A 26,230-nucleotide genomic window follows, 5' to 3' on the forward strand; every position below is an offset into this window, starting at 1 on the left:
ACGACAACGACAGCGTACCCGGGATCTCGGTCACCACGTCAGTTCTGATCGCACCCACGCCCAGCCCGGGGGTTGACTGCCGTGCCCCCAGGTGCTAATGACGGCAAAATCCCAGCCGGAGCGACCGCCCATGAACAAGCGACAACCAAGCCCTGAGCAGGGTCCCTTCCGCGCCGATCAACTGCGCGACGGTGACCGTTACGAACTCACCAATGGTCACCCCATCTACTGCGCCCCGTCCGGGCGCGACCACGCGGGCCCGAACGCGACCGGTGCCGCCCTGCTCGACAGCGATCCCGACGTGCAGTGGACCGGGGTCGATGCCGGCTATTCGCCGGACCCCGGGACCCTGCGCGCACCCGATGTCTCGGTGGCCGGCCGCACGGGGGTGCCGGGCGGCGACGGCGGCTGGATCCCCGAGGCCCCGCCGCTCGCCCTGGAATACGCCGCCCGCGGACAGGACGAGGCGGACCTGCGGACCAAGATCGCCGACCTGCTCGCCCACGGCACCCGCCAGGTGTGGGTGGTGCGCCTGATCGGTCCGCGCCGGGTCGAGGTCCATGCCCCGGGGCAGCCGATGCAGACCCGCGGCGTCGGGGAGCAGCTCCTGGCCCCGGGCATCCTGCGCAATCCGGTCCCGGTCGCCGCCCTGTTCGAGCGCGCCGCCGCGCAGGATCTCATCCTGCGTAACCTCTTGCAGCGCCGCGGCTACGCCGACCTGGATGCCATCCGCGAGGAAGGCCGCGAGGAAGGACGTGACGAGGGACGTACCGAAGGACGCGACGAAGGCCTGACCGACGCGATCCTGACCCTGCTCGCCGCCCGCGGCCTGACGGTCGACGACGCCACCCGCGAGCGCCTGCGCAGCACCCGCGACCCCGATCTCCTGCGCGCCTGGCTGCTCGCCGCGGCCCAGGCCGACACCCTGGCCGAACTGTTCGACGCCTGAGGTGCAAGCGGCCTTTCAGCCGCCCCCGCTGCGCTTGAGGACGCGCGCCAACGCGGCGCGGGCGCGGTTGCTCGGGACCGCGAAGCCGATGCCGACGTTGCCGCCGCTGGGGCCGATCAGGGCGGTGTTGATGCCGACCACCTCACCGGCCAGGTTGATGAGGGGGCCGCCCGAGTTGCCGGGGTTGATCGAGGCGTCGGTCTGTACCAACTCGCCTAAGTCGGCGTCGCCCACCCCGCTGCGGCTCACGGCGCTGACGATGCCCGAGGTCACCGTCTGACCCAGGCCGAAGGGGTTGCCGATGGCGATCACGAAGTCCCCGACCTCGAGCGCCCGGGAATCGCCGAAGGGTAGCGGGGTGATGGCGACCCCGGGGATCTGGAGCACGGCCAGATCGGTGTCGTCGTCCACGCCGAGCAGGCGGGCGCGGTAGTTGCGTCGGTCCTTGAGGGTGACTTCGATCGCCGTGGCCCCCTCCAACAGGTGCTGGTTGGTCAGCACATAGCCGCGCCCGGCGTCCACAATCACCCCGGAACCTACGCTCTGGCGCCGCTCGGTGTCGCCCTCCTGGGGTACCTCCTGGCCGAAGTGCCGCATGAAGCGGCGAAAGTCCGGGTCTTTCAGGAGCGGGTTCTTCTCGACCAGCACCACCGCATCGACGGCCACGTTGACCACCGCGGGGGTGACGCGGCGCATCAGGGGGGCGAGCGTCGGGTAGCGGGTACCAGGTTTCAGGAATGACAGTGCATCCGGGGGTGCAGCGGCACGGCTCGTGCGCAGCGGCACCTGCCAGGTGCAGGCCGCGAGGGCCAGGCACAGGCCGACCAACACGGCGGACTTGAGCGCACGCGATGGGTTTCGCTCCGCTCTACCCATCCTACGGGGATACTTGCGCAGTCTGCGGGACGCCGACGCGGGGACCTCAGGCACGGGCACGGGGGCCGCGGCGTGGTGTGTCAGCGGACCAGCTCGGCGGCGACCCGGCGCCGCAGACCGGCGTCCACGGGCTGATTGATCAGCAGGGCGAAGGGCTCCCAGGCGCCGCCGCGGCGCACATAGCCCGCATAGGCGCTCACCCCGGTGAGGGTGCCGGTTTTGGCGCGGATGTTGGCGTTGCCCTCCTGGGTGGGCATCAGGTCCCGGTTGGGGGCGAAGGCCTGCATCACCTCGACCAGTTGGCGGGCGGACAGGCGGTTGCCGCGCGAGAGCCCCGCGCCGTCCTCGATCTTGAAGCCGGTCCAGTGAAACTTGCCCCGGGCGAACTCGGTCATGGCCCGCTGGGCGCCGGCGACGCTCACCCGGCCCTTACCCTGCGGGTCCGCCATCCGCAGGAACAGTGAGTTGGCGACGAAGTTGTTGGAATATTTCAGGGTCGGCACCAGCATGTCCGCGAGCGTGCGACTGTTTTTGTGGCGATAGACGAGCCGCGCCCCGCTGGGGACGGCACCGAGCCGCTGGCCGCCGCTCACCGCGATGCCGTTGGCCGCGAGCTTGGCGGCGAGGAGTTCGCCGAAGTAACCGACCGCGGTGGGGCGCTGTTTCAGATTCACCCGCTGGGTGCCGGCCCCGCCCAGTTGGCCGAAGCGCCGTGCCGTGTCGGTCAGGGGGGTCTGGGGCTCGGCGCTCGCCACGCTGGCGCCGCTCTTCACCAGGTTCACGGTATTGAAGTTGGCCGCGAGCGCCGTGACCGGGGCGTCATAGGGGTTGTCCGTGGCGGAGCGCCCGGCGATCTCCACGTCCTGGTCGAAATAGGTGTCGTCGAGCCCGATCCCGGCGACCCGGGTCACCCCCGCCGCCTTGAGGCCCGCGGCGACGCGGTCAAGCTCCTCGGAGACCAGGTAGGGATCGGCGCGGCCCTTCACCCAGAGGGTGCCCTGGCCGTCCTGATAGAACTCGGTTTCAAAGTGATAATCGCGCCCCCAAGTAGAAATCGCCGCGAGCGCGGTCAAGACCTTCATGGTCGAGGCCGGCGCCAGCACTATATCCGGGTTGTGCGAGACCACCGCCTGCCCGCCCTCCTGCACCAGGAGCCCGGCCTTCGCGAACCCCCGGACCTGGCTCACCGCATCGGCCAGGGCGGGCCCGCCCAGGGGCAGCAGCAGCAGGGCGAGGAGGCCGCCGCGCCAAGGGCCGCGCCGCGGGGGATTGAGGGACTGCCGGGCGCTGGGGGGTGTGCTCATGGCGAAGGCTCGTCTGCAAGGGTCGGAATGGACCGCCCGGGGGCGGCGCGGGGTAGGATATCCCAAAAATGGGCCGGACCGGGACGGCCCGGGTTCGCCTCGGGTGCGATCAGAACTGATGTGGTGACCGAGATCCCGGGTACGTTGTCGTTGTCGTAATCGAACAATCCGACCACGATTACGACAACGACAACGACAACGACGCCCGGTCCGTGAGAGCGTCCGGTAGCTGTAGGGTACGCGATGCGTACCATACAACATGTACGTTAACACATCAGTTCTGATCGCACCCGGTTCGCCTCCACCCGCCAGCGTTCACGAAATCCTCAAGACGGGTTGCATGATGACGATCTCGCGTTCAATCCTTGGGGTCCTGGCGGGTGTTGCGGCGGCGGCGCTGATTGCCGTGATGGTCACCGCCTGGTGGCAGTGGGGGCGAGCGCCGCCTGAGCCGCTGGTGCTCGCGGTCGCCCGCAGTACCTTTGGCGGCCCCCTGTGGGTGGCCCAGCGGCAGGGTTTTTTAGCCGCCGAGGGCCTGACGGCCACCCTGCGGCCCTATCCCACCGGTAAGCTTGCCCTGGAGGCCATGCTGCGGGGCGAGGCGGAGGTCGCGACGGTGGCCGAGACCCCGCTGGTGCTCAGCAGCCTCGCCGGGATCCCCTTCAGTGTCATCGCCAACTACGCCTCAAGCACCGAGCACAGCCTGGTCGCTCGCGCCGATCGCGGCATCGCCGCCGTTACCGATCTGCGCGGTCATCGGGTCGGGGTCGCCCCTGGTACCTCCGGCCAGTATTTCCTGCATGTCCTGCTGAGTGACGAGGGCCTGACCGAGGCCGATCTGACGGTCGTCCCCCTGCCGGCGGCGGAGCAGGCGGCGGCCTTGGCGGCGGGCCAGGTCGATGCGGTCGCGGCCTTTGCGCCCTATTCGAGCCAGTGCCGCCTGGCCCTGGGGGACAACGCCCGCTCCTTCAGCACCGGGATTCGCTATACCGGCTATGGCAGCCTCGTGACCCGGCGCGACTTCCCGGACCGCCGGCCCGAGGCCACGCTACGCCTGCTGCGCGCCGTGAATCGAACCATCAGTTGGATGCGGACACACCCTGATGAGTCACTGGCGGTCGCGGCGGCCGGGTCTGGGACGCAGATCGCCACGCTGCGCGACGGGTGGGGCTCGCTGACCCCCAACCTGGGCCTCGACCAGGGCTTCATCGTCCTGCTCCAGGCCGAGGCGCGCTGGGCCATCGCCGCCCAAGTCGCCCCCGGGATAGCCCCGGGGGCGGCACTGCCCGACTTTCGCGATTTCATCAATGCCGGCCCCCTGGCGCAACTGCACCCGGAGTCGGTGACCATCGTCGGCAAACCATGACGCTGCGCACCCGTGCCCGGCTCGTCGCCCTGGTGTCCAGCCTGGTGTTCCTGGCCCTGCTCGGTCTCTTTCTCTACGCCTACCGGGGGAAGCTCCAGACCCAGCGTGACCTGGCGCTGACCGAGTCCCTGGGCTTTGCGATCACCCAACTGCGCACCGCGCTCTTCGGCTTTCTGGTGCATCCGCAGGCCGAGCCGCGTGACCAGGTCAGGGCGCAATTCAGGGTCCTGACGCACCTGCTGCAGCGCCAGGCCCCGCTCATCGACGCCTCGATCCGCCACGACGACCAGACCCGCTTTGCCTGGGAGGCCGTCCACCGGCTGGTAGGGGAGAGTGAGGCACTGTTCGCCGAGTTGGGCGGCGCCCGGACCGACCCGCGGCTCGCGGAGCGTGACGCGCGCACCATGGACCTGCTGCTGGTCGACAGCCACTCGATGATCCTGTTCGTCAGCCAGATCCGCTATCGCGCCGGCGCGCGGTTTCTCCAGGCGAGTTCCCGCGAGAACCTGACCCTCGGCGTCTTGCTGGCGGGCCTCGCCGGTCTGGGTCTCGTGCTCTTTCTGGTGTTTGAGCGGGTGATCCTGGAGCCCGTGCACCAACTGCACCAGGCCGCGGTGCGGGTGGCCGGCGGCGACCTGGGACTGCGCCTGACGAGCCGACGCCGGGATGAATTCGGCGCCTTGGCCCGCGCCTTCGACGGGATGCTGGACCAACTCCAGGAGACCATGGTGTCGCGCGCCCGGTTGGAGGCCGAGATCGCCGAGCGCGTGCGGACCGAGGCCGCCCTTACGGCCAGCGAGGCGGCGCTGCGCAACGCCCAACGCCTGGCCGGCCTGGGCAGCTGGAGCTGGGACCTTCAGACCGGCGTGCATACCTGGTCGGACGAGATCTTCAACCTCTACGGCCGCGATCCGCGCCTGGGGCCCGCGGTTTACCCGCAGATCCGGGAGTATTTCACGCCCGCGAGCTGGGAGCGCCTGGCCGCCGCCGTGGAGTGGGCGCGCACCGACGGCCTCCCCTATGAATGCGAGGCCGAACTGGTTCGTCCCGACGGCCGTCGCGGCTGGGTCGTGGCGCGTGGTGAGGCGACCCGCGACGCCGCCGGGACCATCATACGGCTGAGCGGGACGGTACAGGAGATCACCGCGTCCAAGCTGGCGGAGCAGGAGATCCAGGCGCTCAACGCCGAGCTCGAGCGGCGGGTCGAACAGCGCACCGCGGAATTGCAGGCCGCCAACCGGGAGCTCGAGTCCTTCGCCTATGCGGTTTCACACGACCTGCGTGCCCCCCTGCGCGCGCTCAGCGGCTTCAGCCAGGCCCTGGTGGAGGACTATGGTGGGCGCCTCGACGGGGAGGCGCGTTCCTTCCTCGACCAGATTCAGAGTGCCAGCCGCCGCATGGGGGAATTGATCGACGGTATTCTGACCCTGTCGCGCAGCACCCGCGGCGAACTGCGCCGGGACCCGGTGGACCTGAGCGCACTGGCCCAAGGGTTGCTGGCGCAGCACGCACTGGCGGAACCGGGGCGCCAGGTCGTCTGGGAGGTCGCCCCTGGACTCTGCGCCCTGGGGAATGCGTCCATGCTGGAGGTCGTCATGGTCAACCTGATCGACAACGCCTGGAAATACACCGCCAAGACGCCCGCCGCGACCATTCGGGTCTATGCTGAGGAGCGGGCAGGCGAGCTCTGGTATGGTGTCGCCGACAACGGGGCCGGGTTCGACATGGCCTACCGCGCACGCCTGTTCCAGCCCTTTCAACGGCTGCACCGCCAGGACGAGTTCCCCGGCATCGGCATCGGGCTCGCCACCGTGCAGCGGATCATCCACCGTCACGGCGGTACCATCGAGGCCGAGGGGGTACCAGGGAGTGGTGCGACCTTCCGTTTCACGGTGCCCGCGACCGGCCGTCGCCCGGAGTCCCTATGCAAAGCCACGCCATCCTGATCGTAGAAGACAACCCCCAGGACGAGTTGCTGATGCTGCGCGCCCTGCGCAAGTCGAACCTGGCCAACCGGATCGACGTGGTGCGCGACGGCCAGCAGGCCTTGGACTACCTGCTGGCCGAGGGCGAGTTCGCCGGGCGCCGCGAGGGGCTGCCGGCCGTGGTGCTGCTCGACATCGGCCTGCCGCGGCTGTCCGGCCTGGAGGTGCTCGCGCGCTTGCGCGCCGACCCGCGCACCCGCCTGCAGCCGGTCGTGATCCTGACCTCGTCCGACGAGGAACGCGACCGGCTCAAGAGCTATGAAAACGGCGCCAACAGCTTCGTACGCAAGCCCTTGGATTTTGTCGAACTGGCCGAGACCATCGTGCGCCTCGGTGTCTACTGGCTGCTCGTCAACGAGCCGCCTGTGCATTAACCGGTGCCGCGTGCGGAGACCCACTGCCATGAATACATCGTTGAAGCTGTTGGTGATCGAGGACGATCAGGCGGATTACCTGCTCATCACCAGGCACCTGCGCCGCGCCGGGCTCACGGTCGCCTGCACCAGGGCGGCGAGCACGCTGGAGCTGGCGGCGGCCCTGGAGGTCGGCCCCTGGGACGCCGTGCTGGCAGACTACTACCTGCCGGGCATGGAGTTCGTTCCGACGCTGGACCTGATCCATCGGCAGTGGCCGGACCTGCCGGTCATCCTGGTCTCCGGCGCGGTGGGCGAGGAGCGGGCGGTGGAACTGCTGCGGCGTGGGGTCGGGGACTTTGTCCTCAAGGACCACCTGGCGCGCCTGGTCCCCGCCATCGAGCGCTGCCTGCGCGAGGCGGCCGACCAGCGTGCCCGCAGGGCGGCGGAGACGGCGCTGCGCGAGAGTGAGGAGCGCCTGCGCCTGGCCCTGGAGGGCGGGGACCTGGGGATGTGGGATTGGCAGGTGCCGGACGACACCCTGGTGGTCAATGCCCGCTGGGCCGCCATGCTGGGGTCGCGGCTCGCCGAGATCCCGCCCACCCGCGGCGCCTGGGAGGCGCGCGTCCACCCCGAGGACCTGTCCGCCCTGCACGAGGCGTTTGCCGCCCTGCTCCAGGGGCGGCTGCCCATCTTCCAGATCGAGCACCGCCTGCGACACCAGGACGGTCGCTGGGTGTGGGTCGCCGCGCGCGGCAAGGTGATCGGCCGTGATCCCGAGGGCCGGCCGCTGCGCGTGTGCGGCACCCACCAGGACGTGAGTGAGCGCCGCCGCCTGGAGCACGAACTGCGCCAACTCGCCATCACGGACCCGCTGACCGGCGCCTACAACCGCCGTCACTTCATCCAGGCCCTGGAGACCGAGACGCGGCGCGTCCAGCGCTATCAGCGTCCGCTGACCCTGATCATGTTCGATCTGGACCACTTCAAGACGATCAACGATACCCAGGGTCACGACCGGGGCGATGCGATGCTGGCGGCGGTGGTGGCACAGATCGGCGCGCGCCTGCGCGACAGCGACACCCTCGCGCGCTGGGGTGGCGAGGAATTCATGGTGCTGCTCCCGGAGACCGACCTCACCCAGGCCGCCACCCTGGCGGAAACCTTTCGGGAGGGGCTGCACGCCTTGCCCAACCCCGGCCCCCGCATGCTGACCGCCAGCTTCGGCGTCGCCGAATACCGCCCCGAGGAGACCCTGGACCAATGGCTCAAGCGGGTCGATGACCTGGTGTTCCAGGCCAAGCGCGAGGGCCGGGACCGGGTTGCGGGGGTAGCAGCCTGAGCCCCGGGAGCACCGTGAGCCCCGCCGCCCGGTACCCCGCGTGATGACCCCTTCGCGCGCGCTCACTACGACCATCGTCAGGTTGATCGCACGCTACTTCGACCTTTGCCGGGTGAGTGGCCAAAGGCAGATAAGGCGCTGAAAAATCTTGGTGAGCTTGGCGCCTTGGCGTGAGAACTGCTTTTTCCAGACATAACGCGCGGTGAAGCGTAGCGGATTGAGTTCCCCCCTGGCGTTGGGACTGATATTCGCAAGACACATCCGGCCGTTCAGCGGACTGGCCGGAGTCTGAGCCCGTGGCAGACGTCGTCAGGCGCTGAGGGATTGCCCTTTGGCGAGGGCCAGGAGGCTGCCCGCGTCCTTGGTGTAGAAGGTTTCAAAGTGCGTCTCGACATCCCCCTGGGAGTATTGAAATAGACGATCCACGAGCAATTCGACGTTACTGCCAGGCGACCCTTGGGTGTCGCTATCCCCCGTCAGTTGTTGGTGAAACGCATCACGGCCCATGCGGTGGGCGACACCCGTCAGCGCCCACAGCACATCGGGCTTGTTCTCCTCGACACCGAGGAGCAACTCAGCGATCAGTGGCAGCACGACGCGATGGTCGCCGACACGGGACAGGAATCCGTACTTTTCGTAAAACTGCCGTCGATCGCCGAGCAACTCGACCAGGGCATCGGCCGCCCGACTATCGCCCAAATCGATCAAGCCCCAGAGTGGACCGACGAACAGGTCTTTCGATGCCGATCGCGTTGTTTGGTAGCAGGCCCACAGCCGATCGGCAGACTGATGCGCACCCATGAGCCCCAGGACCATAGCGGCCAGGCTGCGCCCATAATCGTCGAGCGAGTCCCAGCAACTCAACAAGGCCGCGACGCCCCGGTCATCGCACCAGCGCAGTGCGCCGATCAATCGCTCCTGGATTCCACTTCGATCCTTGGGATAGGCGCTCAGCCAGTCACCCTTGGTGCGCGCAGCAATCGCATCCGCCGCGTCGGGGCCAAATTGCCTCATCCGCTTGGCCCAGGCGACATCGGCAAGACCCATGGCGCCCGGAGTCAGATCGAGGGTCGCTTCGATGTCGGGCGCCTGCTCTATCCTCAGAACCGCCTGGCCGTCTCTCTGCCAGATATCGGGTTGGAAGACCCTCAATGCCTCGCCTATTGTCTCCTCTATCCGAAAGTCGAGATGCATCATTCGCCAGAGGGTTTGCGCGCTGGGTAGAAGGCGATGATTGTGAAGTGGCGGCTGGCCCGGTGGCGGGAGTTGCCTCCGGCTCGGCTTCTTATCGATCTTGCGCTGACGCTTCGCCTTTGAATTCTTGGACATATCTGGAATCGCTGTGCGTCTATTCGGTCACCGATCCCTGGCGCCAGCCCGCGGGTCCGGAGAAAACGTCTCAGACGGGGCGAATGCCCCGTCCGGCCCGAGAGAACGGGAGAAAATGCTCCCATCTGTTTCCCGCGCGGGAACGCGGAAAACAGCTAGTTCTTGGTCTTGTCGACCAGCTTCTTTTCCCTGATCCAGGGCATCATCTCGCGCAGCCGCTCGCCGACCACCTCGATCTGATGCTCTTGGCCCAGGCGCCGCAGGGCCTTCATCTTGGGTGCCCCGGCCTGATTCTCCAGGATGAACTCCTTGGCGAATTCACCGCTCTGGATCTCGCCCAAGATGCGCTTCATCTCGGCCTTGGTCTCATCGGTGATGATCCGCGGGCCGCGGCTGAAATCGCCATACTCGGCAGTATTGGAGATGGAATAGCGCATGTTGGCGATGCCGCCCTCGTAGATCAGGTCGACGATCAGCTTCACCTCGTGCAGGCACTCGAAATAGGCCATCTCCGGGGCATAACCGGCTTCGACCAGGGTCTCGAAACCGGCCTTGATCAGGGAGGTGAGGCCGCCGCACAGGACGACCTGCTCGCCGAAGAGGTCGGTCTCGCACTCCTCGCGGAAGCTGGTCTCGATGACCCCGGCACGCCCGCCGCCATTGGCGCTGGCGTAGGCCAGCGCGATGTCCCGGGCCTGGCCCGAGGCGTCCTGGAAGACGGCGATGAGTGATGGTACACCGCCGCCCTGGGTATAGGTGGAGCGCACCAGGTGCCCGGGTCCCTTGGGCGCGATCATGATGACGTCGAGATCCGCCCGCGGCTCGATCTGGCCGAAGTGGATGTTGAAGCCGTGGGCAAAGGCGAGCGCGGCGCCCTGTTTGATATTGGGGGCGATGTCTTCCCGGTAGATCCGCGCCTGATGTTCGTCCGGGGCCAGGACCATCACCACATCCGCCGCGGCCACGGCATCCTTGATCGACTTCACGTCGAGACCGGCGTTGGCCGCCTTGGCGGCGGAGGCGGAACCGGGGCGCAGGCCGACCGTTACGGAGACGCCGGACTCCTTCAGGTTATTGGCGTGGGCATGGCCTTGGGAACCATAGCCGATGATGGCGACCTGCCGACCCTGGATGAGAGAGAGGTCGGCGTCTTTGTCGTAGTAAACGTTGATACTCATTTGCGCTGCCTGGGTGAAGATGAAGAATTTTGTCCGCAAATAAACGCAAATGAACGCAAATGAAGGGAAAGCGGCGACCGGGTGGCGACACGAGACAGGGCGCGGCCCGCTGACTTGGTCTTCCGGGGCGACGGACTAAGCGTCGGCGCGAGCAGCACCCGCGGCGCCGCCCGCCCCTACCAGCCCAACTCATTTGCGTTCATTTGCGTTCATTTGCGGACTGAACGAATCAGAGGGACAGGCCCTTCTCGCCGCGGGCGATGCCGGTGGGGCCGGAACGGACGACCTCGACGATCAACCCCTCCGGCACGGCATCGATGAAGGCATCGAGCTTCTTCGAGGCGCCGGTGAGTTCGACGACGTAGCTGGTATCGGTCACATCGATGATCTTGGCGCGGAAGATGTCGACCAGGCGCTTGAGCTCCTGACGGTTCTCGCCCTCGGCGCGGACCTTGATCATCATCATCTCGCGCTCGATGTGCGGACCCTCGGTCAGATCCAGCAGTTTGACCGTATCGATCAGCTTGTTCAGCTGCTTCTTGATCTGCTCGACGATCTCCTCATTTCCGGTGGTTACCAGGGTCATGCGCGAGAGCGTCGGGTCATCCGTCGGCGCGACGGTCAGCGACTCGATGTTGTACCCGCGGGCGGAGAACAGCCCAGCCACCCGTGAGAGTGCGCCGGCCTCATTCTCCAGCAGTACGGCAATGATGTGTCTCATCTCAGGCCAACTCCCTCTCGGACAGGCTGGGCGCCAGGTGCATCTCGTGCTGCCCCTTGCCTGCCACGATCATCGGATAGACGTTCTCGGTGGGGTCCACGACCACATCGAGGAATACGAAACGGTCCTTCATCGCAAAGGCCTCCGCCATGGCGGCCTCAAGGTCGGCCGGGCGCTCCACCCGCATTCCCACATGGCCGAAGCTCTCCGCCAACTTCACGAAGTCGGGCAGCGCGTCCACATAGGAATGGGAGTAGCGACTCCCGTAGAAGAACTCCTGCCACTGCCGCACCATGCCCATGTAGCCGTTGTTGAGCAGGATCACTTTGATCGGCAGGTTGTACTGCTTGCAGGTCGCCATCTCCTGGATACACATCAGGATGCTGGCTTCACCTGAGATACAGGCCACCTGCGCCTCGGGGAAGGCGAGCTGCACCCCCATGGCCGCCGGCAGCCCGAAGCCCATGGTGCCCAAGCCGCCCGAGTTGATCCAACGCCGCGGCTTATCGAAGGGATAGAACTGGGCGGCAAACATCTGGTGCTGACCCACGTCGGAGGTCAGATAGAGGTCGCCGCCGGTGACCTTGTAGAGTGTTTCCACCGCGAATTGCGGCTTGATTTTCTCGCTGGTGCGGTCGTAGTGCAGGCAGTCCACCCGCCGCCATTCGCCGATCTTGTCCCACCACTCCGCCACCGGCCGCCCCACCGCGCTCGGGGCCTGCTCCTTCCACAACCGCACCAGCTCAGCCAGGACGCTCGCGACCTGACCCACGACCGGCACGTCCACCCGCACGTTCTTGGAGATGGAGGAGGGGTCCACGTCGATGTGGATGATCTTGGCGTGGGGACAGAAATGCTCGATCTTGCCGGTCACCCGATCGTCGAAGCGGGCGCCGATGGCGATCAGCACATCGGTCTCGTGCATGGCCATGTTGGCCTCATAGGTCCCATGCATCCCCAACATCCCGATAAACTGGGGGTCGGTCATGGGATAGGCCCCAAGCCCCATGAGGGTGCTGGTGATGGGGTAGCCGGACAGCCGCACCAACTCGGTGAGCAGTGCGGACGCCTCGCCCAGGATCACCCCGCCCCCGGTATAGAACACCGGGCGCTTGGCCTGGAGCATCAGGTCCAGGGCGCGCTTGATCTGACCCGGATGCCCCTTTTCCGTGGGGTGGTAGGAGCGCATCCGGATTTCGCGCGGATAGACATAGGGGATCTTGACGTTTGGGTCGGTCACGTCCTTGGGGATGTCCACCACGACCGGCCCCGGGCGTCCGGTGGTCGCGATAAAGAACGCCTTGCGCAGGGTGAGCGCCAGGTCACGGACATCCTTGACCAGGAAATTGTGCTTCACACAGGGCCGGGTGATGCCGACGGTGTCTACCTCCTGGAAGGCGTCGCTGCCGATCACCGGGGTGGGCACCTGACCGGTGATGCACACGAGCGGGATCGAGTCCATGTAGGCCGTGGCGATGCCGGTCACGGCGTTGGTCGCGCCGGGTCCCGACGTGACCAGACAGACGCCGCAACGGCCGGTCGCCCGCGCGAGTCCGTCGGCGGCATGGGCGGCACCCTGTTCGTGCCGGACCAGGATATGCTTGACCCGATCCTGTTTGAACAGGGCGTCGTAGATGTGCAGGACCGACCCGCCGGGATATCCAAAGACATATTGGACCCCCTCGTCAATCAACGCCTGGACGACGATCTCGGCACCGCTGAGCTGCACCGCGTTCAGTTCCACCTTGGGCGACCTCCGAATCAGACCAGCCGGGACCCACCGCACGGCAGGGCTTGCCCGTACCCGGGGACCGGGACGAGACCACCCCCGCCCTGACCGGGGCCGCGGACTGGAGAAGCATGAAAGGGCATGTTCAAAAAGATTGAACGTTACAGGAGACTTGCGCCCAGGGTCAATACATGAGACACCCGCGGCGCGGCCGGCACCGTTGCCGGGAACGTCGGGCACCCGCCCGGGACTGCCGTCGGCAGTTCCCAGCGGCCTCCCTGGCTGCCATACTTGGCGTCATGAACCAGCGATCCCAACCCACTGACAGCACGGACAGGCGTCTCGCCCTGCTCCTGGCGCCCGCGCTGGCTGGCGCCTGGCTCGCCTGCACCCCAGCGCGGACCCTGGCACAGTTGTATCGTTGGGTGGACGAGACGGGCACGACGGTCTACTCGCAATTGCCGCCCCCCGGCAGCACCCCGGCCGCCACCATCAAGCCGGACGCAGGACCCAAGCCGGACCAAGGCGCAGCGGCCATGGAGCAGCTCCGCGACCAGGTGGCAGAGGACTTCGACCACCGCGATCAGCAGGCGCGCGACGCGCAAGCGGCGGGCAAACAAGCGGCCGAGCAGGCCGCCCGCCAGACCAATTGCGAGGCGGCGCGCAAAAACCTGGAGACCCTCAAGAACCACGGCGGCGGGCGGCTGCGGACCCCGGACGGCAAGACCGGGTTCCTCTCCAAAGACGACCTGGCGGCCCAGCAGGCGCAGGCGCACAAGCAGATCGAGGACAATTGCCGCTAGGCCGACGCCCGCACTCCCCACCGACGGATTTGTCTCCGTGCCCCGTGGGCCCTAGACTACCGGCCTTTTACCTCGGGACCCCCGGCCCCATGCGCACCTCGCTATTTCCACTCCAGACCATCAAGGAGACCCCGGCCGACGCCGAGGTCGCAAGCCACCAACTGATGCTGCGCGCGGGCCTGATCCGCAAGCTCGCGGCCGGCCTCTACACCTGGCTGCCGCTGGGCCTGCGCGTGCTGCGCAAGGTCGAGCGCATCGTCCGGGAGGAAATGGAGCGCGCCGGCGCGCTCGAGGTCCTGATGCCGGCGGTGCAACCCGCCGAGTTATGGCAGGAATCGGGGCGCTGGGATCAGTACGGCCCGGAACTGCTGCGCTTCAAGGACCGCCACCAGCGCGAATTCTGCTTCGGCCCGACGCATGAGGAGATCATCACCGAGTTGGCCCGCAACGAACTCAAGAGCTACAAGCAGTTGCCGATCAACTTCTATCAGATTCAGACCAAGTTCCGCGACGAGATCAGGCCCCGCTTCGGCGTCATGCGCGCCCGCGAGTTCCTGATGAAGGACGCCTACTCCTTCCACGCGGACGACGCCTCGCTGGCCGCGACCTACGCGGTGATGCATGCCGCCTACTCGCGCATCTTCACCCGCTGCGGACTGGACTTCCGCCCGGTCCAGGCGGACACCGGCAGCATCGGCGGCAACGCCTCCCACGAATTCCACGTCCTGGCCGCCGCCGGCGAGGACGCCATCGCCTTCTCGTCCGGCGGCGACTATGCCGCCAACGTGGAACTGGCCGAGGCCCTGGCCCCGGTCGCGACGGCACCGGCGCCGACGCAGGACGCTCGGCTGGTGGACACCCCCAAGGCCCGCACCATCGCCGACCTGGTCGAGCAGTTCGGCCTGCCCATCGAGTGCACCGTCAAGACCCTGGTGGTGGCCGCCGCGGACGGCGTCCCGGGCGCTCTGGTGGCACTCCTGATACGCGGTGACCATGAACTCAACGCGGTGAAGGCCGCCAAGCTCGCCCAGGTCGCCGCACCCCTGCGCATGGCGAGCGAGGCCGAGATCCGCGCCGCCATCGGCGCCGGCCCCGGCTCGCTGGGCCCTAAGGACCTGGCACTGCCCTGCATCGTCGACCGCGCCGTGGCCGTCGCCGTCGACTTCAGCGCCGGGGCCAACCAGGACGGCAAGCACTGGTTCGGCCTCAACTGGGGCCGCGACCTGCCGCTGCCCGCGGTCGCCGATCTGCGCAACGTGATGGACGGCGACCCGAGTCCCGCCGGCGACGGCACCCTGCGCATCGCGCGCGGCATCGAGGTCGGTCACATCTTCCAACTCGGGCGCAAATACAGCGACGCCATGAAGGCCACCGTCCTGGGCGAGGACGGCAAGGCACTCACCATGACCATGGGCTGCTACGGCATCGGCGTGTCGCGGGTGGTGGCCGCCGCCATCGAGCAGCACCACGACGAGCGCGGCATCTGCTGGCCCACCCCCATCGCCCCCTTCGCGGTCGCGCTCCTGCCCATGAAGCTCAGCAAGTCCTACCGGGTACGCGACGCCACCGAGCAAATCTACGCCGACCTCCAGGCGGCCGGCATCGAGGTCCTGCTGGACGACCGCGACGCCCGCCCCGGATTCATGTTCGCCGACATGGAACTGATCGGCATCCCCCACCGGGTGGTGGTGGGCGACAAGGGCCTGGACGACGGCATGGTCGAGTACAAAGGCCGCCGGGATGCACAGATGCAGTTGATCCCGCTCACGCAGATCGTCGCCTTCCTGGTCGAGCGGCTGTGCCCGGACCCGACCTGAAGAGAGAGATTGTCCGCGCGATACGCGCAATGCCTCAGTCAGAAACGCCGGCCGCACCGGCGACGCAACCACTTTTGCAACCGGACACGACCCCCTGAGCCCCATGAAAGAAGCCTCCTTCGACCGCGATCAACTCCTGGCCTGCGGGCACGGCGCGATGTTCGGCCCGGGCAATGCCCAATTGCCGATTCCCAATATGCTGATGATGGACCGGGTGATCCGGATCGCGAATCACGGCGGCGCCAACATGAAGGGCGAGATCCTCGCGGAACTCGACATCCACCCGGACCTGTGGTTCTTCCAGTGCCACTTCCCCGGCGACCCGGTCATGCCCGGCTGCCTGGGGCTCGACGCCCTCTGGCAATTGGTCGGCTTCTACCTCGCCTGGATCGGCAACCCCGGCCACGGGCGGGCCCTGGGGGTCGGCGAGGTCAAATTCACCGGCCAGGTGCTGCCTACCGCGTCCAAGGTTACCTATCACATCGACATGAAGCGGGTCATCAGCCGCAAACTGGTGCTCGGCATCGGCGACGGGGTGGTGCAGGTCGACGGCCGGACCATCTATACCGCCAAGGACCTGCGGGTGGGGCTCTTTACCTCGACCGAGGGCTTCTAGATTTCATTTCTTGACATCCCTGTCAAGAAATGAAACCGGATGCTATCTCATTCTGACGCTGGAGCGTCCGGACTTGCTCCCAAACCGCCAAGAGGTCGTCATTTTATGCACGTTGCAACTGGTACGGTCGTGTCCGGCAAGGTCGTGCTCGACCAACCGGGTCTTGACGACGGCACGGGCGTCTACGTTCTAACTCGAAATGCCCCCGCAGCGCCAAAGCTATCGACTGAGGAGTTGGCCGAGTTGGAGGCTGGCCTCGCGGAGGCCGATCGTGACGAGACGATCGCGGGCGCAGAGTTCCTCGCGCAATTGCGCCGTCACGGATAAGCGTGGCCCTCGAACTGGAGGTCGTATCAATCTGGCATTCCAGCCGCGGCGACGGGCCAGCCGTGTAGCGACCGAGCCACCTTTGCCGCCCGTAGGGAGTTGCCCCGCAATCTTCAGACTCCAACTGGGAGATTACTTACGCTTGATGAAGCCTCAAACGGGCTGATGACTACACGTATTAAGAGTTAACCAAGACCATGGCTGAGACGACGACCACAAGTGCCATTGTGTCACGCGAGCTCAGTCTCCCAATTGCGCCCAGCCGTCACTCACTGCCCGGGTCGAGCCCCTTAAAGCATCAGATCGGCAGCCAATCGCTCCCACGGCGCAGTGAGGTGTCCGTCCTCGCGCAGGATCAAGCCGTTGGCCTCCAGCATCGCCACGTCCTCATGCACCCGCTTGGAATCCCGACCAAGCTCGCGCGCCAGGGCGGCAACGCTGTCGGTACCGTGGCGATGAACATAGCGCAAGAGTTCGAGACGCTGCGGGGTCAAGGCGCACAGCAGGGTCTCCAGGGTAAGGAAGGTCAGATGGCGTTCGTCGACCGACTCGCCCTGTTCCGCCCGTTTCCAGGCCGAAACAAAACGCTGGGCCATATCGGCTTCGTCGCTTACATGCAGGTTGAGTGTGCTCAAGATTGTCTCCGCAGTCTCGCACGCAGTTGGCGTAAAATGCCATAAACCCAGACGCCAAGGCAACTTGCCCAGATCCATCCCGGCCGGCACTAAGCGAACAAGCGACCCGCCGACCGCTCAGATGAAGCCGCCCTCGCGATCCAAAAAAAAAGGGGCGCCTGGCGCCCCTTGGATTCACGGAAACGCGTGCCCCGCCGCTCAGCTATCGAGATGGTCGAGCGCCTTCTGGAAGCGGTTGGCGTGGGAGCGCTCGGCCTTGGCCAGGGTCTCGAACCAGTCGGCGATCTCGTCGAAGCCCTCGGCGCGGGCGGACTTCGCCATGCCGGGGTACATATCGGTGTATTCGTGGGTCTCGCCGGCGATGGCCGCCTTGAGGTTGGCGGCAGTAGGGCCGATCGGCAGGCCGGTTGCCGGATCGCCGACGATCTCCAGATACTCCAGATGGCCGTGGGCATGGCCGGTCTCGCCCTCGGCGGTGGAGCGGAACACGGCCGCCACGTCGTTATAGCCCTCCACGTCGGCCTTGGCGGCAAAATAGAGGTAACGGCGGTTGGCCTGGGACTCGCCCGCGAAGGCCTCTTTGAGATGGGTCTCGGTCTTGCTGCCCTTGAGTTCCATAACGGTCTCCTCAGTTGGATGGGGGTTGCGGCACCTGCGCGGGTAGACATAGTGACGGGCGGCGGATTTCCCAACCGCGGACCCGAACGCCGGAACTGTGATCGATTGCAGTGCGGCCGATCCGCCACCTTGCTAAAAGGCTCTGTGACAGGCGATCCGAAACGCAACTAGCCGACAAAAGAATGGAAAACACAGCGCCATCGATCCCGCGGACGCGCCATGCACCCCCCCGACCCAAGACCGACGAGGCCCCATCCTCGCACCCACGAGCGCTGCGACTGATCCAGATCAGCGACTCGCACCTGTTCGCCCACCCCGAGGGCCGCCTGCTGGGTCTGAACACACGCCGCAGCTTGCAGGCCGTCCTGGCGCTGGCCCTGGACGGCCCGACGCCCGCGGACGGCCTGGTGATGACCGGTGACCTGGTCCAGGACGAGACCGCCGAGGGGTATGCCTACCTGGCCCGGGTGCTGGAGGACACCGGTATCCCCTGCTTTTGCATCCCCGGCAACCACGACCGCCGGGACCTGATGGAGGAGTGGCTGGGGGCGGCGGCCATGGGGCCGATCGCGGACAATCGCATCGACGGCTGGAACCTGATCTTCCTGGACTCGACCCTGCCCGGTGAAGACGGGGGCCGGCTCACCCGGCGCCAGGTGCACCACATGGACACCCTGCTGCAACGCGATCCCGGCCACTGCCTGGTCTTTCTCCATCAGCACCCGCTGCCGATCGGGAGCGCCTGGATGGACACCATGGGGGTCACCAACGGTGCCCAACTGCTCGCGGTGTGCGACCGTCACCCGCACCTCAAGGCGGTCATCTGCGGTCACATCCACCAGGAGTTCAGTGTGAGCCGCGGGCATTATCAGATCCTCGGCACCCCGTCAACCTGCTTTCAGTTCCTGCCCGCGAGCCCGGATTTCGCCCTGGACGCCCGCACCCCGGGCTACCGCGAGCTGCACCTGCACCCGGACGGACGCCTCGACACCCGGGTGGTCCGCCTGGCCGCGTACCCGGAACCCCTGGCCCTCGACGCGACCGGCTATTGACCTGGGGCGCGCCTCAGTCGACTGAGAACCCGGACCAGGGCCGATACTCCCGCGGTTCGCAGGTGACGGCGCTGACCCGCGCCATGGGCGGGCCCGCGCGCAGCCAGTCGCGCAGTTGCGCGACCGCCGCGGGGGACCCGCACGCCAGCACCTCGACCCGGCCGTCGGGCAGATTGCGGGCATAGCCGGTGACCCCGAACCGCAGCGCCTGCTCGCGCGCCGCGCCGCGGAAATAGACCCCCTGGACCCGTCCCTCGACCAGACAACGGCGGCAGATCGGCGGCTCGTCGCCGACCGGCGCCCCAAGACCATCGGTCATCGCGTCAGCCATGGCGCCCCACCCCGCTCCAGCCGGCGTGCCGGGTCCGACCGGGGCGCCTTGGTGCCGCGACGGGTCGCGCCGGGCAGGAAAGGTCTTGGATCATGGGCGAAGGCTCCGCTAAAGAAGGTTGACTGACACCGCCAAACGACTGCAACATATTGATATTTTGTTTATTTGCTGACCTGCGCGCGTCTTGGGTTACACTTGGGTCGGCACGATCGAAAACCCCGCGGGGCCTTGGGCGGCTGGCCCCGCGTCAGCCGCCGGGCGCGGCCGCGGACACCCTGTGAGGTTCTCTTTGAGCTACATCCTCGTCCTCTACTACAGCCGCCACGGGGCGACCGCCGAATTGGCCTGGCAGATTGCCCGCGGGATCGAGTCCGTCCAGGGAATCGAGGCCCGCCTGCGTACCGTACCGGCCGTCTCCGCCGTCTGTGAGGCCGTGGCACCGGAGGTCCCACCCACCGGCGCCCCCTATGTCACCCATGAGGACCTGCGCCACTGCGCCGGGCTCGCCTTGGGGAGCCCCACCCGCTTCGGCAACATGGCCGCCGCGCTCAAATATTTCCTCGACGGCACCAGCTCCCTGTGGCTCAACGGCGCCCTGGCCGGCAAACCGGCCGGCGTCTTCACCTCCAGTTCCAGCCTCCACGGGGGCCAGGAGACGACCCTGCTGACCATGATGGTACCCCTGCTGCACCACGGCATGGTGGTCCTGGGCCTGCCCTACAGTGAGGGCGACCTGCTGCACACCCGGGGCGGCGGCACCCCCTATGGCCCCACCCACTTCGCCGGACCCGAGAATAACCTGTCCCTGACCGATGAGGAACGGCGACTCTGCCAGGCGCTCGGCCGACGGCTCGCCCGGACCGCGCTGGCACTCGCCTGCCCGCCCGACTGACCGGCAGTGGCCGCGGCCCCGTGCCCACCCCTGCCCTGCAACTGCACCTGCCGATCGAACTGGTCCGCGAGCCGACCCTGGCCGAGTACCTGCCGGGACCGAATGCGGAGGCGGTAGCGGCCGTTCGGGGCACCGCGAGCGGACAGGGTGAGCCCTTCATCTTCCTGTTCGGCCCCCCGGAGACGGGCAAGACCCATCTGTTGCAGGCCGCCTGTCTGGCCGCCGCCCGCGCGGGCCGTCAGGCCCACTATATCCCGCTCGGGCGCCCGGGGATCGCGCCGGACATCCTGGAGGCCCTGGAACGACTGGACCTGGTGGCCCTGGACGATGTCCACCGCATTGCCGGACAGCCGGCCTGGGAGCGGGCCGTCTTCGACCTCTTCAACCGCCTGCGCGAGCGCGGACGCGCCCTGGTCGCCGCCGCCGCCCAGCCCCCGGACGATCTGGCACTCGGATTGCCGGACCTGCGCTCACGCCTGCACTGGGGACCCCGCTATCGGCTGCTCCCACTGACCGAGCCCGATAGCGAGACACTGCTCAACGAGTCCGCCCGACGCCGCGGGATACCCCTGCCCCCGGAGGTGACGCGCTACATCCTGACCCACCATCCGCGCAACCCCTGCGCACTCTTGGACCTGGTCGCGCGCATCGACAGCCTGTCCCTGCGCGAACAGCGCCCGCCCACCATTCCGCTGGTGCGCCGCATCATGCGCGACGACGCGGGCTGCGATTAGCCGGGGGTCCGCAGCGGGGGTACATCCCTACTCATCACGCCAACCGTGGGTGCGGGCCTTGGCCGACCACACCAGTACATACTGCACACCGCTCACCAGGATGGTGACCAGACAGGCCCAGGTCAGGGTCGTGATCACCCAACCCGGCAGCGGCATGGGTCCGGCGTCCGTGATGGCGGCGACCACGAGCACGAGTTGGAAGAGGGTGTTGATCTTGCTGGTCAGGGTTGGGGCGGCCTCCAGTTCCTCGACCCGGTAGTTGTAGAGCAGCGCCCCGGCGACGATCACCAGGTCCCGAAAGATGACCGCCAGCACCAGCCACACCGGGATCAGACCCATGGAGCCCAGGACCAGGAAACATATCACCAGCAAGGTCTTGTCGGCCACGGGGTCGAGGATGCCGCCGAGCCGGCTCTGCCAGCCGTAGTTCTTGGCCAGGAAGCCGTCGACGCCGTCGGAGACCCCGGCGACGGCGAAGAGCACCAGCGCCCAACCGAATTGTTGGGACAGCAGCAGCCACACCACCGGGATGACGGCGACCAGGCGTAGCGCGCTGATGACGTTGGGAAGGTCCCTGAGCCTCACATGGGTAGACCGATGGCGCCGGAAACCGGCCCGGGGGCAACATCCTAGCCGGATACGGCGCGGCTGTCCAAGGGACATGGATGAACGTGGATGAAGCGGGATGCCGGACCAAGCTTGCGGGTAGAATCACCGCACGCACCCCACCGGAGCCCCCGCGTGTCCCAGGAAACCGAGCAGCAGTCCCGATCACTCAGCTACCGTGACGCCGGCGTCGACATCGACGCCGGCGCCGCCCTGGTGGAACGTATCAAGCCCTTGGCCGCCGCCACCACCCGCCCCGGGGTGGTGACCGGCCTGGGGGGCTTCGGGGCACTCTTCGCGCTGCCGCTGGCGCACTATCGGGAGCCGGTCCTGGTCTCGGGGACCGACGGAGTGGGCACCAAGCTGCGGCTCGCGATTGCGCTCGACCGTCACGACACCATCGGCATCGATCTGGTCGCCATGTGCGCCAACGACATCCTGGTGAGCGGCGCCGAACCCTTGTTCTTTCTCGATTATTACGCCACCGGCCGGCTGGATCTCGAGGTCGCCACGGCCGTGATCACGGGCATCGCCCGCGGCTGCGAACTGGCGGGCTGCGCCCTGACGGGCGGTGAGACCGCCGAGATGCCCGGGATGTACGGCGCCGGGGACTATGATCTCGCGGGTTTCTGCGTCGGCATCGCCGAGCGTGCCGACCTGATCCTCCCCGAGCGGGTCCGCCCCGGCGACCAGTTGCTCGGACTCGCCGCCTCCGGCCCCCACTCCAATGGCTATTCGCTGATCCGCAAGGTCATCGAGGTGTCCGGGGCGGACCTGGCCGCGGACCTGGACGGGGCGACGCTGGGGGAGCGCCTGCTCGCCCCCACCCGTATCTATGTGCGTTCCGTGCTGCCCCTGACCCGGGCGCTGCGCGTCCACGCCCTGGCCCACATTACCGGCGGCGGCATCACCGAGAATCTGCCGCGGGTCCTGCCGCAGGGCACCCAGGCGCGGGTAGATCTGGGCAGCTTCCGGCGCCCGGCGGTTTTCGACTGGCTCAAGACCCAGGGCGGCATCGCCGAGTCGGAGATGCGCCGTACCTTCAACTGCGGCCTCGGGATGGTGGTCTGTGTCGCGCGCGAAGACGTCGACACCGCGCTGACCATGCTGCGCTCGGCCGGTGAGGAGGTTTGGGTACTGGGCGCGATCGAGTCGGCCCCGGGGGCGCCGCGGGTGGTCTACGCCGACACCCCGGACCATGACTGAGGAGGTCGCGCCGGCACCAGTGATGCCGGTGGTGGTGCTGATCTCCGGGACCGGCAGCAACCTGGGCGCGCTGCTCGCGGCCCAGCCGCGGTGGCCCTATCGCATCGTCGCGGTGATCAGCAATGAGGCGCAGGCCGGCGGTCTCAGACGGGCGCGGGACGCGGGCATCCCGACTGCGGTGCTGGAGCATCGCGCCTATCCGGACCGCCCGGCCTATGACCAGGCCCTGGCCGCGTCGATCGACGGCTACGCCCCTGGCCTGGTGGTGCTGGCCGGGTTCATGCGCATCCTCACCCCCGCATTCGTCGCCCACTTCAGCGGACGGCTGCTCAACATCCACCCCTCCCTGCTGCCCAGGTTCCGCGGCCTGCACACCCACCGCCGCGCCCTGGAGGCGGGCGCGACCGAGCACGGGGCCAGTGTGCATTTCGTCACCGCCGAACTGGACGGCGGTCCGGTGATCCTGCAGGCGCGGGTGCCGGTGCAGCCGGGCGATGATCCGCCGCGCCTGGGCGCTCGGGTGCTGGCCGCCGAGCATCGGATCTATCCCAAGGCGGTGGGCTGGTTCGCACAGGGGCGTCTGCGGCTGGGGGAGGACGGCCGGGCCCGGCTCGACGGCGCGGTGCTCGACGCGGCACCGTGTCTGGACGAACAACCATCGGTCGCGCAGTAGCGCGCAACCGCCAAGACCCGCTACTTCTTCGCCTCGCTGGCCGCGGCGTCACCGGAAGACTTCGGCAGCGACGTGGTACCGGTCATTAACTTTTGGAACATGTCCCAGGACGCCATGGTGCCCGAGACATAGGGTTGGAAGAGCTTCATCGGGTCGTAACCCTCCACCCCGGCCATCATCCGTTCGCGGATATCGTCCATGAGTTGCCGCTGGAACCCCTCCACGTCCGGCAGACCGAACAGCTTGCGCATCTCCTCGGGGGTGATATCGAAGTTGACGGTGATCTTCATCGGGCGCTCCAGGATAGTAATCAGGTCGATCGTGATGGGTGTGCGGTGGTCGCAAGGCCGTATCGACACGGCGGGTAGCCTGGCCACCCGCCCACTGTGACCGACCCGGGCGATGGGTGCAAGCGAGCACTGGGCGGGGTCCGGCCTCAGTGTCGGCTGGCGCGCGGGATCGGGTCCGCCCGTTCCGGTTCCTCGACCGCCAGGGTCTCACGCACCCGCCGCCCGATCAGGACGCAGGCGCGCTCGAAGGCGCGGCGCGCCTCCCGGGCGTTCCAATCCCAATCCGACGGATGGGCGCTGGCCTCGAGCTGCCAGTGGCCGGTGGTCAGCACGGATCCGATGCGCACCTCGAGCGTCCAGTCGTGCCAGACCTGCTCGGGCTTGCCGTCCTCCACGAACTCCTGCTCCACCAGACGCACATAGTTTCCGGCGCTGTCGTCCATCGCCAGGACGTTGGACAAGGCCAGGGTCTCGTCCACACAGCTCGCCCAGCCCGTATGCACGGCGCTCGCCGAACCCATCAGGGCGTGGATCAAGAGGGCCGGTGTTGTGCTCAGGGAGAGCGGGGTCTCCCAGTCCGGCTCGCCGGCATCTTCGTCGTTCGTCATGTCTGCCCCTTCGGTTTTCCGCCCCGGCGCTGCACCAGCCGACCGGTCTGCGCAGTGTAAGGGCCGACACCGCGGCAAGACAATGCGCGCGGGCCGCGGTATGGTGCACCAAAGTCATGAGCAAGGGTGAGAATGGATGAGAGTCGTGATCTTTTCGGACGTGCAGGCCAACCTGCCGGCCATGCAGGAGGCGGTGGAGCGCATCCTCAAGTGGGGCCCGGACCTGGTGGTCATGGCCGGGGACCTGGTCAATCGGGGACCCAAGAGCCTGGAGTGTCTCGAACTGTTCGACCAGTTGCGCCGCACCCGGGGCTGGCTGCCGGTACAGGGCAACCATGAGACCTATATACTCAAGTGCGCCGCCGAGGCCCCCGCCACGCCGCTGGAGGCGGAACTGCGGCGCTTTGCCGACTGGACCTATGCCCAGTTGCGACCGCGCATCGCCGCCCTGACCGGGTGGCCGGACCACCTGTGTTTCCATGCCGCAAGCGCCGAACCCGCGGCCGCGCAGAGCTGGGTCCATGTCACCCACGGCACCATGGCGGGCAACCGCGACGGGATCGGCCCCGCGGTCCCGGACGCGGCCCTGCGCGGCAAACTCCCGCCGGATATCGCGCTCTTCGTCACCGCACACACCCATCGACCCCTGGAACGGGTGCTGGACGGTATCCCCATCCTCAATGTCGGGTCGGTGGGCTCGCCCTTCGACGGGGACGTACGCGGCAGCTTCGCCCGATTGGAGTGGCGCGGCGGGCGCTGGCAGCGCGAGATCGTGCGCTTCACCTACGACCGCGTGCGCGCCGACCGCGACTTTCTGGCGTCCGGATTCATCGAGGAGGGCGGCCCCCTGGCACCGATCCTCTACGAGGAATGGCGCCAGGCGCGGCCCCTCATGCCGCACTGGCGACGCGACTTCGAGGCGGCCGTGCTGGCGGGCGAACGCGCCCCGGGGTCGGCGGTCGCAGAATTCCTCAGCCAGGTCGGCACCTGACCGGGTTCGGTCCGCCGCGCCCCCCGTAGGGTCCGCTGCGCGGACCGCTACCTCACCGGCCGGACGACGCCGGACAACAACAGACCACAGGCCCAGGCCCATCGAGAGCCCTCCCGGAGCCCCCATGCCCGACACCGACAGCATCCACCGCTTCCTCTTTGAACACTCCAGCATCCGCGGCAATCTGGTCCACCTGGACGCCAGCCTGCGCGCGGTACTGGAGACCCACCCCTACCCGCCGGCCGTGCGCGTCCAGTTGGGGCAGGCCCTGGCGGCGGTCGCGTTATTGAGCGCCACCATCAAGTTCAACGGCTCCCTGATCCTCCAGGTCCAGGGCCGCGGCCCCCTGCGCACCCTGGTCGCCCAGGCGACCAGCGCCCGCACCCTGCGCGGCATCGCCCGCTGGGAGGGCGAGGTGCCCATGGGCGCAAGCCTTGCCGAGTCGTGCGGCGAGGGGCGTCTGGTGCTGACCATCGAGCGCGGCGGCGGCGAACCCTACCACGAGGACGATGTGCGGCTTTTTGAATCGGAGCCCCTGGCCTTCCGCTGCGGCTGCTCGCGCCGCCGCATTGAGGACATGCTGCGCACCCTGGGCGAGCCCGAGGTGCGCTCCATGGTCACCGAGCAGGGCGCGATCACCGTCACCTGCGAGTTCTGCAACCGCACCTACCGCCTCGACGCGGTGGATGCCGGTCAGTTGTTCGCCCAGGGCCCCCGCCAGACCCCGTCGGCAGTCCATCACTAAGGAACAGTTCACCGATAAGTTAAACAATTTCATCAGGGACTGCCTGTAGCGCGATTTTCGTTGTCGTTGTCGTTGTCGTAATCGAGGTTATCGTAACGCCCTGGATTCTCTCGCACCCCAAAGTGCATCTCTTTCCGATTACGACAACGACAAC

General features: G+C 67.5%; 29 protein-coding genes. 16 read left to right on the top strand and 13 right to left on the bottom strand.

The window, feature by feature from the left end:
* Positions 1-130: 130 nt before the first annotated feature.
* Positions 131-949, top strand: coding sequence for a Uma2 family endonuclease (locus QZY48_RS12555; RefSeq protein WP_295431196.1), 819 nt, complete (start codon positions 131-133; stop codon positions 947-949).
* Between the two features lie 15 nt (positions 950-964).
* On the opposite strand, the gene QZY48_RS12560 is transcribed toward QZY48_RS12555, so the two are convergent.
* The 3 genes from QZY48_RS12560 to QZY48_RS12570 all read right to left on the bottom strand — a co-directional run bounded on the left by QZY48_RS12560 (position 965) and on the right by QZY48_RS12570 (position 3,305).
* Positions 965-1,777: a trypsin-like peptidase domain-containing protein gene (locus QZY48_RS12560; protein WP_366929677.1), complete on the bottom strand. Its 813-nt coding sequence runs from the start codon at positions 1,775-1,777 to the stop codon at positions 965-967.
* Positions 1,778-1,905: 128 nt separating this feature from the next.
* Complete coding sequence (locus QZY48_RS12565; RefSeq protein ID WP_295431198.1) at positions 1,906-3,129, bottom strand: D-alanyl-D-alanine carboxypeptidase; 1,224 nt, start codon at positions 3,127-3,129, stop codon at positions 1,906-1,908.
* A complete protein-coding gene (locus tag QZY48_RS12570) occupies positions 3,126-3,305 on the bottom strand; it encodes a hypothetical protein (RefSeq protein WP_295431199.1) in 180 nt (59 codons plus the stop codon). The genes QZY48_RS12565 and QZY48_RS12570 overlap by 4 nt, the downstream gene beginning before the upstream one ends.
* Before the next feature lie 167 nt (positions 3,306-3,472).
* Between QZY48_RS12570 and QZY48_RS12575 the strand changes: the two genes are divergently transcribed.
* From QZY48_RS12575 to QZY48_RS12590, 4 genes are read left to right on the top strand one after another with little or no spacing between them, the layout of a single operon-like run.
* Complete coding sequence (locus tag QZY48_RS12575; RefSeq protein ID WP_295431200.1) at positions 3,473-4,495, top strand: ABC transporter substrate-binding protein; 1,023 nt, start codon at positions 3,473-3,475, stop codon at positions 4,493-4,495.
* Positions 4,492-6,441 (top strand): ATP-binding protein, encoded by a 1,950-nt coding sequence (locus QZY48_RS12580; RefSeq protein WP_295431201.1) that lies wholly within the window; start codon positions 4,492-4,494, stop codon positions 6,439-6,441. The genes QZY48_RS12575 and QZY48_RS12580 overlap by 4 nt, the downstream gene beginning before the upstream one ends.
* On the top strand, positions 6,420-6,854 hold the full coding sequence (locus QZY48_RS12585; RefSeq protein WP_295431202.1) for a response regulator: 435 nt from the start codon (positions 6,420-6,422) through the stop codon (positions 6,852-6,854). Before QZY48_RS12580 ends, QZY48_RS12585 begins: the two co-directional genes overlap by 22 nt.
* 28 nt (positions 6,855-6,882) lie before the next feature.
* Positions 6,883-8,175: a diguanylate cyclase gene (locus QZY48_RS12590; protein ID WP_295431203.1), complete on the top strand. Its 1,293-nt coding sequence runs from the start codon at positions 6,883-6,885 to the stop codon at positions 8,173-8,175.
* Positions 8,176-8,484: 309 nt separating this feature from the next.
* Here QZY48_RS12590 and QZY48_RS12595 read toward each other — a convergent pair whose 3' ends face one another.
* The 4 genes from QZY48_RS12595 to ilvB form a co-directional block, all read right to left on the bottom strand.
* A complete protein-coding gene (locus tag QZY48_RS12595; protein ID WP_295431204.1) occupies positions 8,485-9,369 on the bottom strand; it encodes a hypothetical protein in 885 nt (294 codons plus the stop codon).
* 290 nt (positions 9,370-9,659) lie between these two features.
* A complete protein-coding gene (ilvC, locus tag QZY48_RS12600; RefSeq protein ID WP_295431222.1) occupies positions 9,660-10,676 on the bottom strand; it encodes a ketol-acid reductoisomerase in 1,017 nt (338 codons plus the stop codon).
* A gap of 235 nt (positions 10,677-10,911) precedes the next feature.
* Positions 10,912-11,403 carry an acetolactate synthase small subunit gene (ilvN, locus tag QZY48_RS12605; protein WP_100921668.1) on the bottom strand — a complete coding sequence of 164 codons (492 nt, stop codon included), beginning with the start codon at positions 11,401-11,403 and terminating at the stop codon, positions 10,912-10,914.
* A 1-nt stretch (position 11,404) separates the two neighbouring features.
* On the bottom strand, positions 11,405-13,132 hold the full coding sequence (gene ilvB / locus QZY48_RS12610; protein WP_366929678.1) for a biosynthetic-type acetolactate synthase large subunit: 1,728 nt from the start codon (positions 13,130-13,132) through the stop codon (positions 11,405-11,407).
* 299 nt (positions 13,133-13,431) lie between these two features.
* Between ilvB and QZY48_RS12615 the strand changes: the two genes are divergently transcribed.
* From QZY48_RS12615 to QZY48_RS12630, 4 genes are all read left to right on the top strand, one after another.
* On the top strand, positions 13,432-13,935 hold the full coding sequence (locus QZY48_RS12615; protein ID WP_295431205.1) for a DUF4124 domain-containing protein: 504 nt from the start codon (positions 13,432-13,434) through the stop codon (positions 13,933-13,935).
* An 89-nt stretch (positions 13,936-14,024) separates the two neighbouring features.
* Positions 14,025-15,752, top strand: a complete 1,728-nt coding sequence (locus QZY48_RS12620; RefSeq protein WP_295431206.1) for a proline--tRNA ligase — start codon at positions 14,025-14,027, stop codon at positions 15,750-15,752.
* A gap of 103 nt (positions 15,753-15,855) precedes the next feature.
* The gene (gene fabA / locus QZY48_RS12625; protein WP_295431207.1) at positions 15,856-16,368 is read left to right on the top strand and encodes a 3-hydroxyacyl-[acyl-carrier-protein] dehydratase FabA; all 513 of its coding nucleotides are present in this window, start codon (positions 15,856-15,858) and stop codon (positions 16,366-16,368) included.
* 105 nt (positions 16,369-16,473) lie between these two features.
* Positions 16,474-16,695, top strand: coding sequence for a hypothetical protein (locus tag QZY48_RS12630; RefSeq protein ID WP_295431208.1), 222 nt, complete (start codon positions 16,474-16,476; stop codon positions 16,693-16,695).
* A gap of 290 nt (positions 16,696-16,985) precedes the next feature.
* Here the strand turns inward: QZY48_RS12630 and QZY48_RS12635 are convergent, their stop codons facing one another.
* Positions 16,986-17,330 carry a hypothetical protein gene (locus QZY48_RS12635; RefSeq protein WP_295431209.1) on the bottom strand — a complete coding sequence of 115 codons (345 nt, stop codon included), beginning with the start codon at positions 17,328-17,330 and terminating at the stop codon, positions 16,986-16,988.
* A 198-nt stretch (positions 17,331-17,528) separates the two neighbouring features.
* Positions 17,529-17,948 (bottom strand): rubrerythrin family protein, encoded by a 420-nt coding sequence (locus QZY48_RS12640; protein ID WP_295431210.1) that lies wholly within the window; start codon positions 17,946-17,948, stop codon positions 17,529-17,531.
* A gap of 182 nt (positions 17,949-18,130) precedes the next feature.
* Here QZY48_RS12640 and cpdA point away from each other — a divergent pair, with 182 nt between their 5' ends.
* Positions 18,131-19,000: a 3',5'-cyclic-AMP phosphodiesterase gene (cpdA, locus tag QZY48_RS12645; protein ID WP_295431211.1), complete on the top strand. Its 870-nt coding sequence runs from the start codon at positions 18,131-18,133 to the stop codon at positions 18,998-19,000.
* A 13-nt stretch (positions 19,001-19,013) separates the two neighbouring features.
* Here the strand turns inward: cpdA and QZY48_RS12650 are convergent, their stop codons facing one another.
* Entirely contained in the window at positions 19,014-19,331 is a 318-nt protein-coding gene (locus tag QZY48_RS12650) for an acylphosphatase (RefSeq protein WP_295431212.1), read from the bottom strand.
* A 289-nt stretch (positions 19,332-19,620) separates the two neighbouring features.
* Here QZY48_RS12650 and wrbA point away from each other — a divergent pair, with 289 nt between their 5' ends.
* Positions 19,621-20,223: an NAD(P)H:quinone oxidoreductase gene (gene wrbA, locus QZY48_RS12655; RefSeq protein WP_295431213.1), complete on the top strand. Its 603-nt coding sequence runs from the start codon at positions 19,621-19,623 to the stop codon at positions 20,221-20,223.
* Between the two features lie 20 nt (positions 20,224-20,243).
* Positions 20,244-20,957, top strand: a complete 714-nt coding sequence (gene hda, locus QZY48_RS12660; protein ID WP_295431214.1) for a DnaA regulatory inactivator Hda — start codon at positions 20,244-20,246, stop codon at positions 20,955-20,957.
* A gap of 27 nt (positions 20,958-20,984) precedes the next feature.
* On the opposite strand, the gene QZY48_RS12665 is transcribed toward hda, so the two are convergent.
* Entirely contained in the window at positions 20,985-21,542 is a 558-nt protein-coding gene (locus QZY48_RS12665) for a CDP-alcohol phosphatidyltransferase family protein (protein WP_295431215.1), read from the bottom strand.
* A 156-nt stretch (positions 21,543-21,698) separates the two neighbouring features.
* Between QZY48_RS12665 and purM the strand changes: the two genes are divergently transcribed.
* Positions 21,699-22,769, top strand: a complete 1,071-nt coding sequence (purM, locus tag QZY48_RS12670) for a phosphoribosylformylglycinamidine cyclo-ligase (protein WP_295431216.1) — start codon at positions 21,699-21,701, stop codon at positions 22,767-22,769.
* A complete protein-coding gene (purN, locus tag QZY48_RS12675; RefSeq protein ID WP_295431217.1) occupies positions 22,762-23,442 on the top strand; it encodes a phosphoribosylglycinamide formyltransferase in 681 nt (226 codons plus the stop codon). Before purM ends, purN begins: the two co-directional genes overlap by 8 nt.
* Before the next feature lie 20 nt (positions 23,443-23,462).
* Here purN and QZY48_RS12680 read toward each other — a convergent pair whose 3' ends face one another.
* Both QZY48_RS12680 and QZY48_RS12685 read right to left on the bottom strand, forming a co-directional pair.
* On the bottom strand, positions 23,463-23,732 hold the full coding sequence (locus tag QZY48_RS12680; protein ID WP_295431218.1) for a DUF6489 family protein: 270 nt from the start codon (positions 23,730-23,732) through the stop codon (positions 23,463-23,465).
* A gap of 146 nt (positions 23,733-23,878) precedes the next feature.
* Positions 23,879-24,340 (bottom strand): hypothetical protein, encoded by a 462-nt coding sequence (locus QZY48_RS12685; protein ID WP_295431219.1) that lies wholly within the window; start codon positions 24,338-24,340, stop codon positions 23,879-23,881.
* A 136-nt stretch (positions 24,341-24,476) separates the two neighbouring features.
* Between QZY48_RS12685 and QZY48_RS12690 the strand changes: the two genes are divergently transcribed.
* Together QZY48_RS12690 and QZY48_RS12695 are read left to right on the top strand one after the other, a co-directional pair.
* Complete coding sequence (locus QZY48_RS12690; RefSeq protein WP_295431220.1) at positions 24,477-25,331, top strand: metallophosphoesterase family protein; 855 nt, start codon at positions 24,477-24,479, stop codon at positions 25,329-25,331.
* 124 nt (positions 25,332-25,455) lie between these two features.
* A complete protein-coding gene (locus QZY48_RS12695; RefSeq protein ID WP_295431221.1) occupies positions 25,456-26,076 on the top strand; it encodes an Hsp33 family molecular chaperone HslO in 621 nt (206 codons plus the stop codon).
* The last annotated feature ends 154 nt before the right edge of the window (positions 26,077-26,230 follow it).

The sequence above is a fragment of the uncultured Thiodictyon sp. genome (genome assembly GCF_903828115.1).
In the GTDB taxonomy this organism is placed as follows: domain Bacteria; phylum Pseudomonadota; class Gammaproteobacteria; order Chromatiales; family Chromatiaceae; genus Thiodictyon.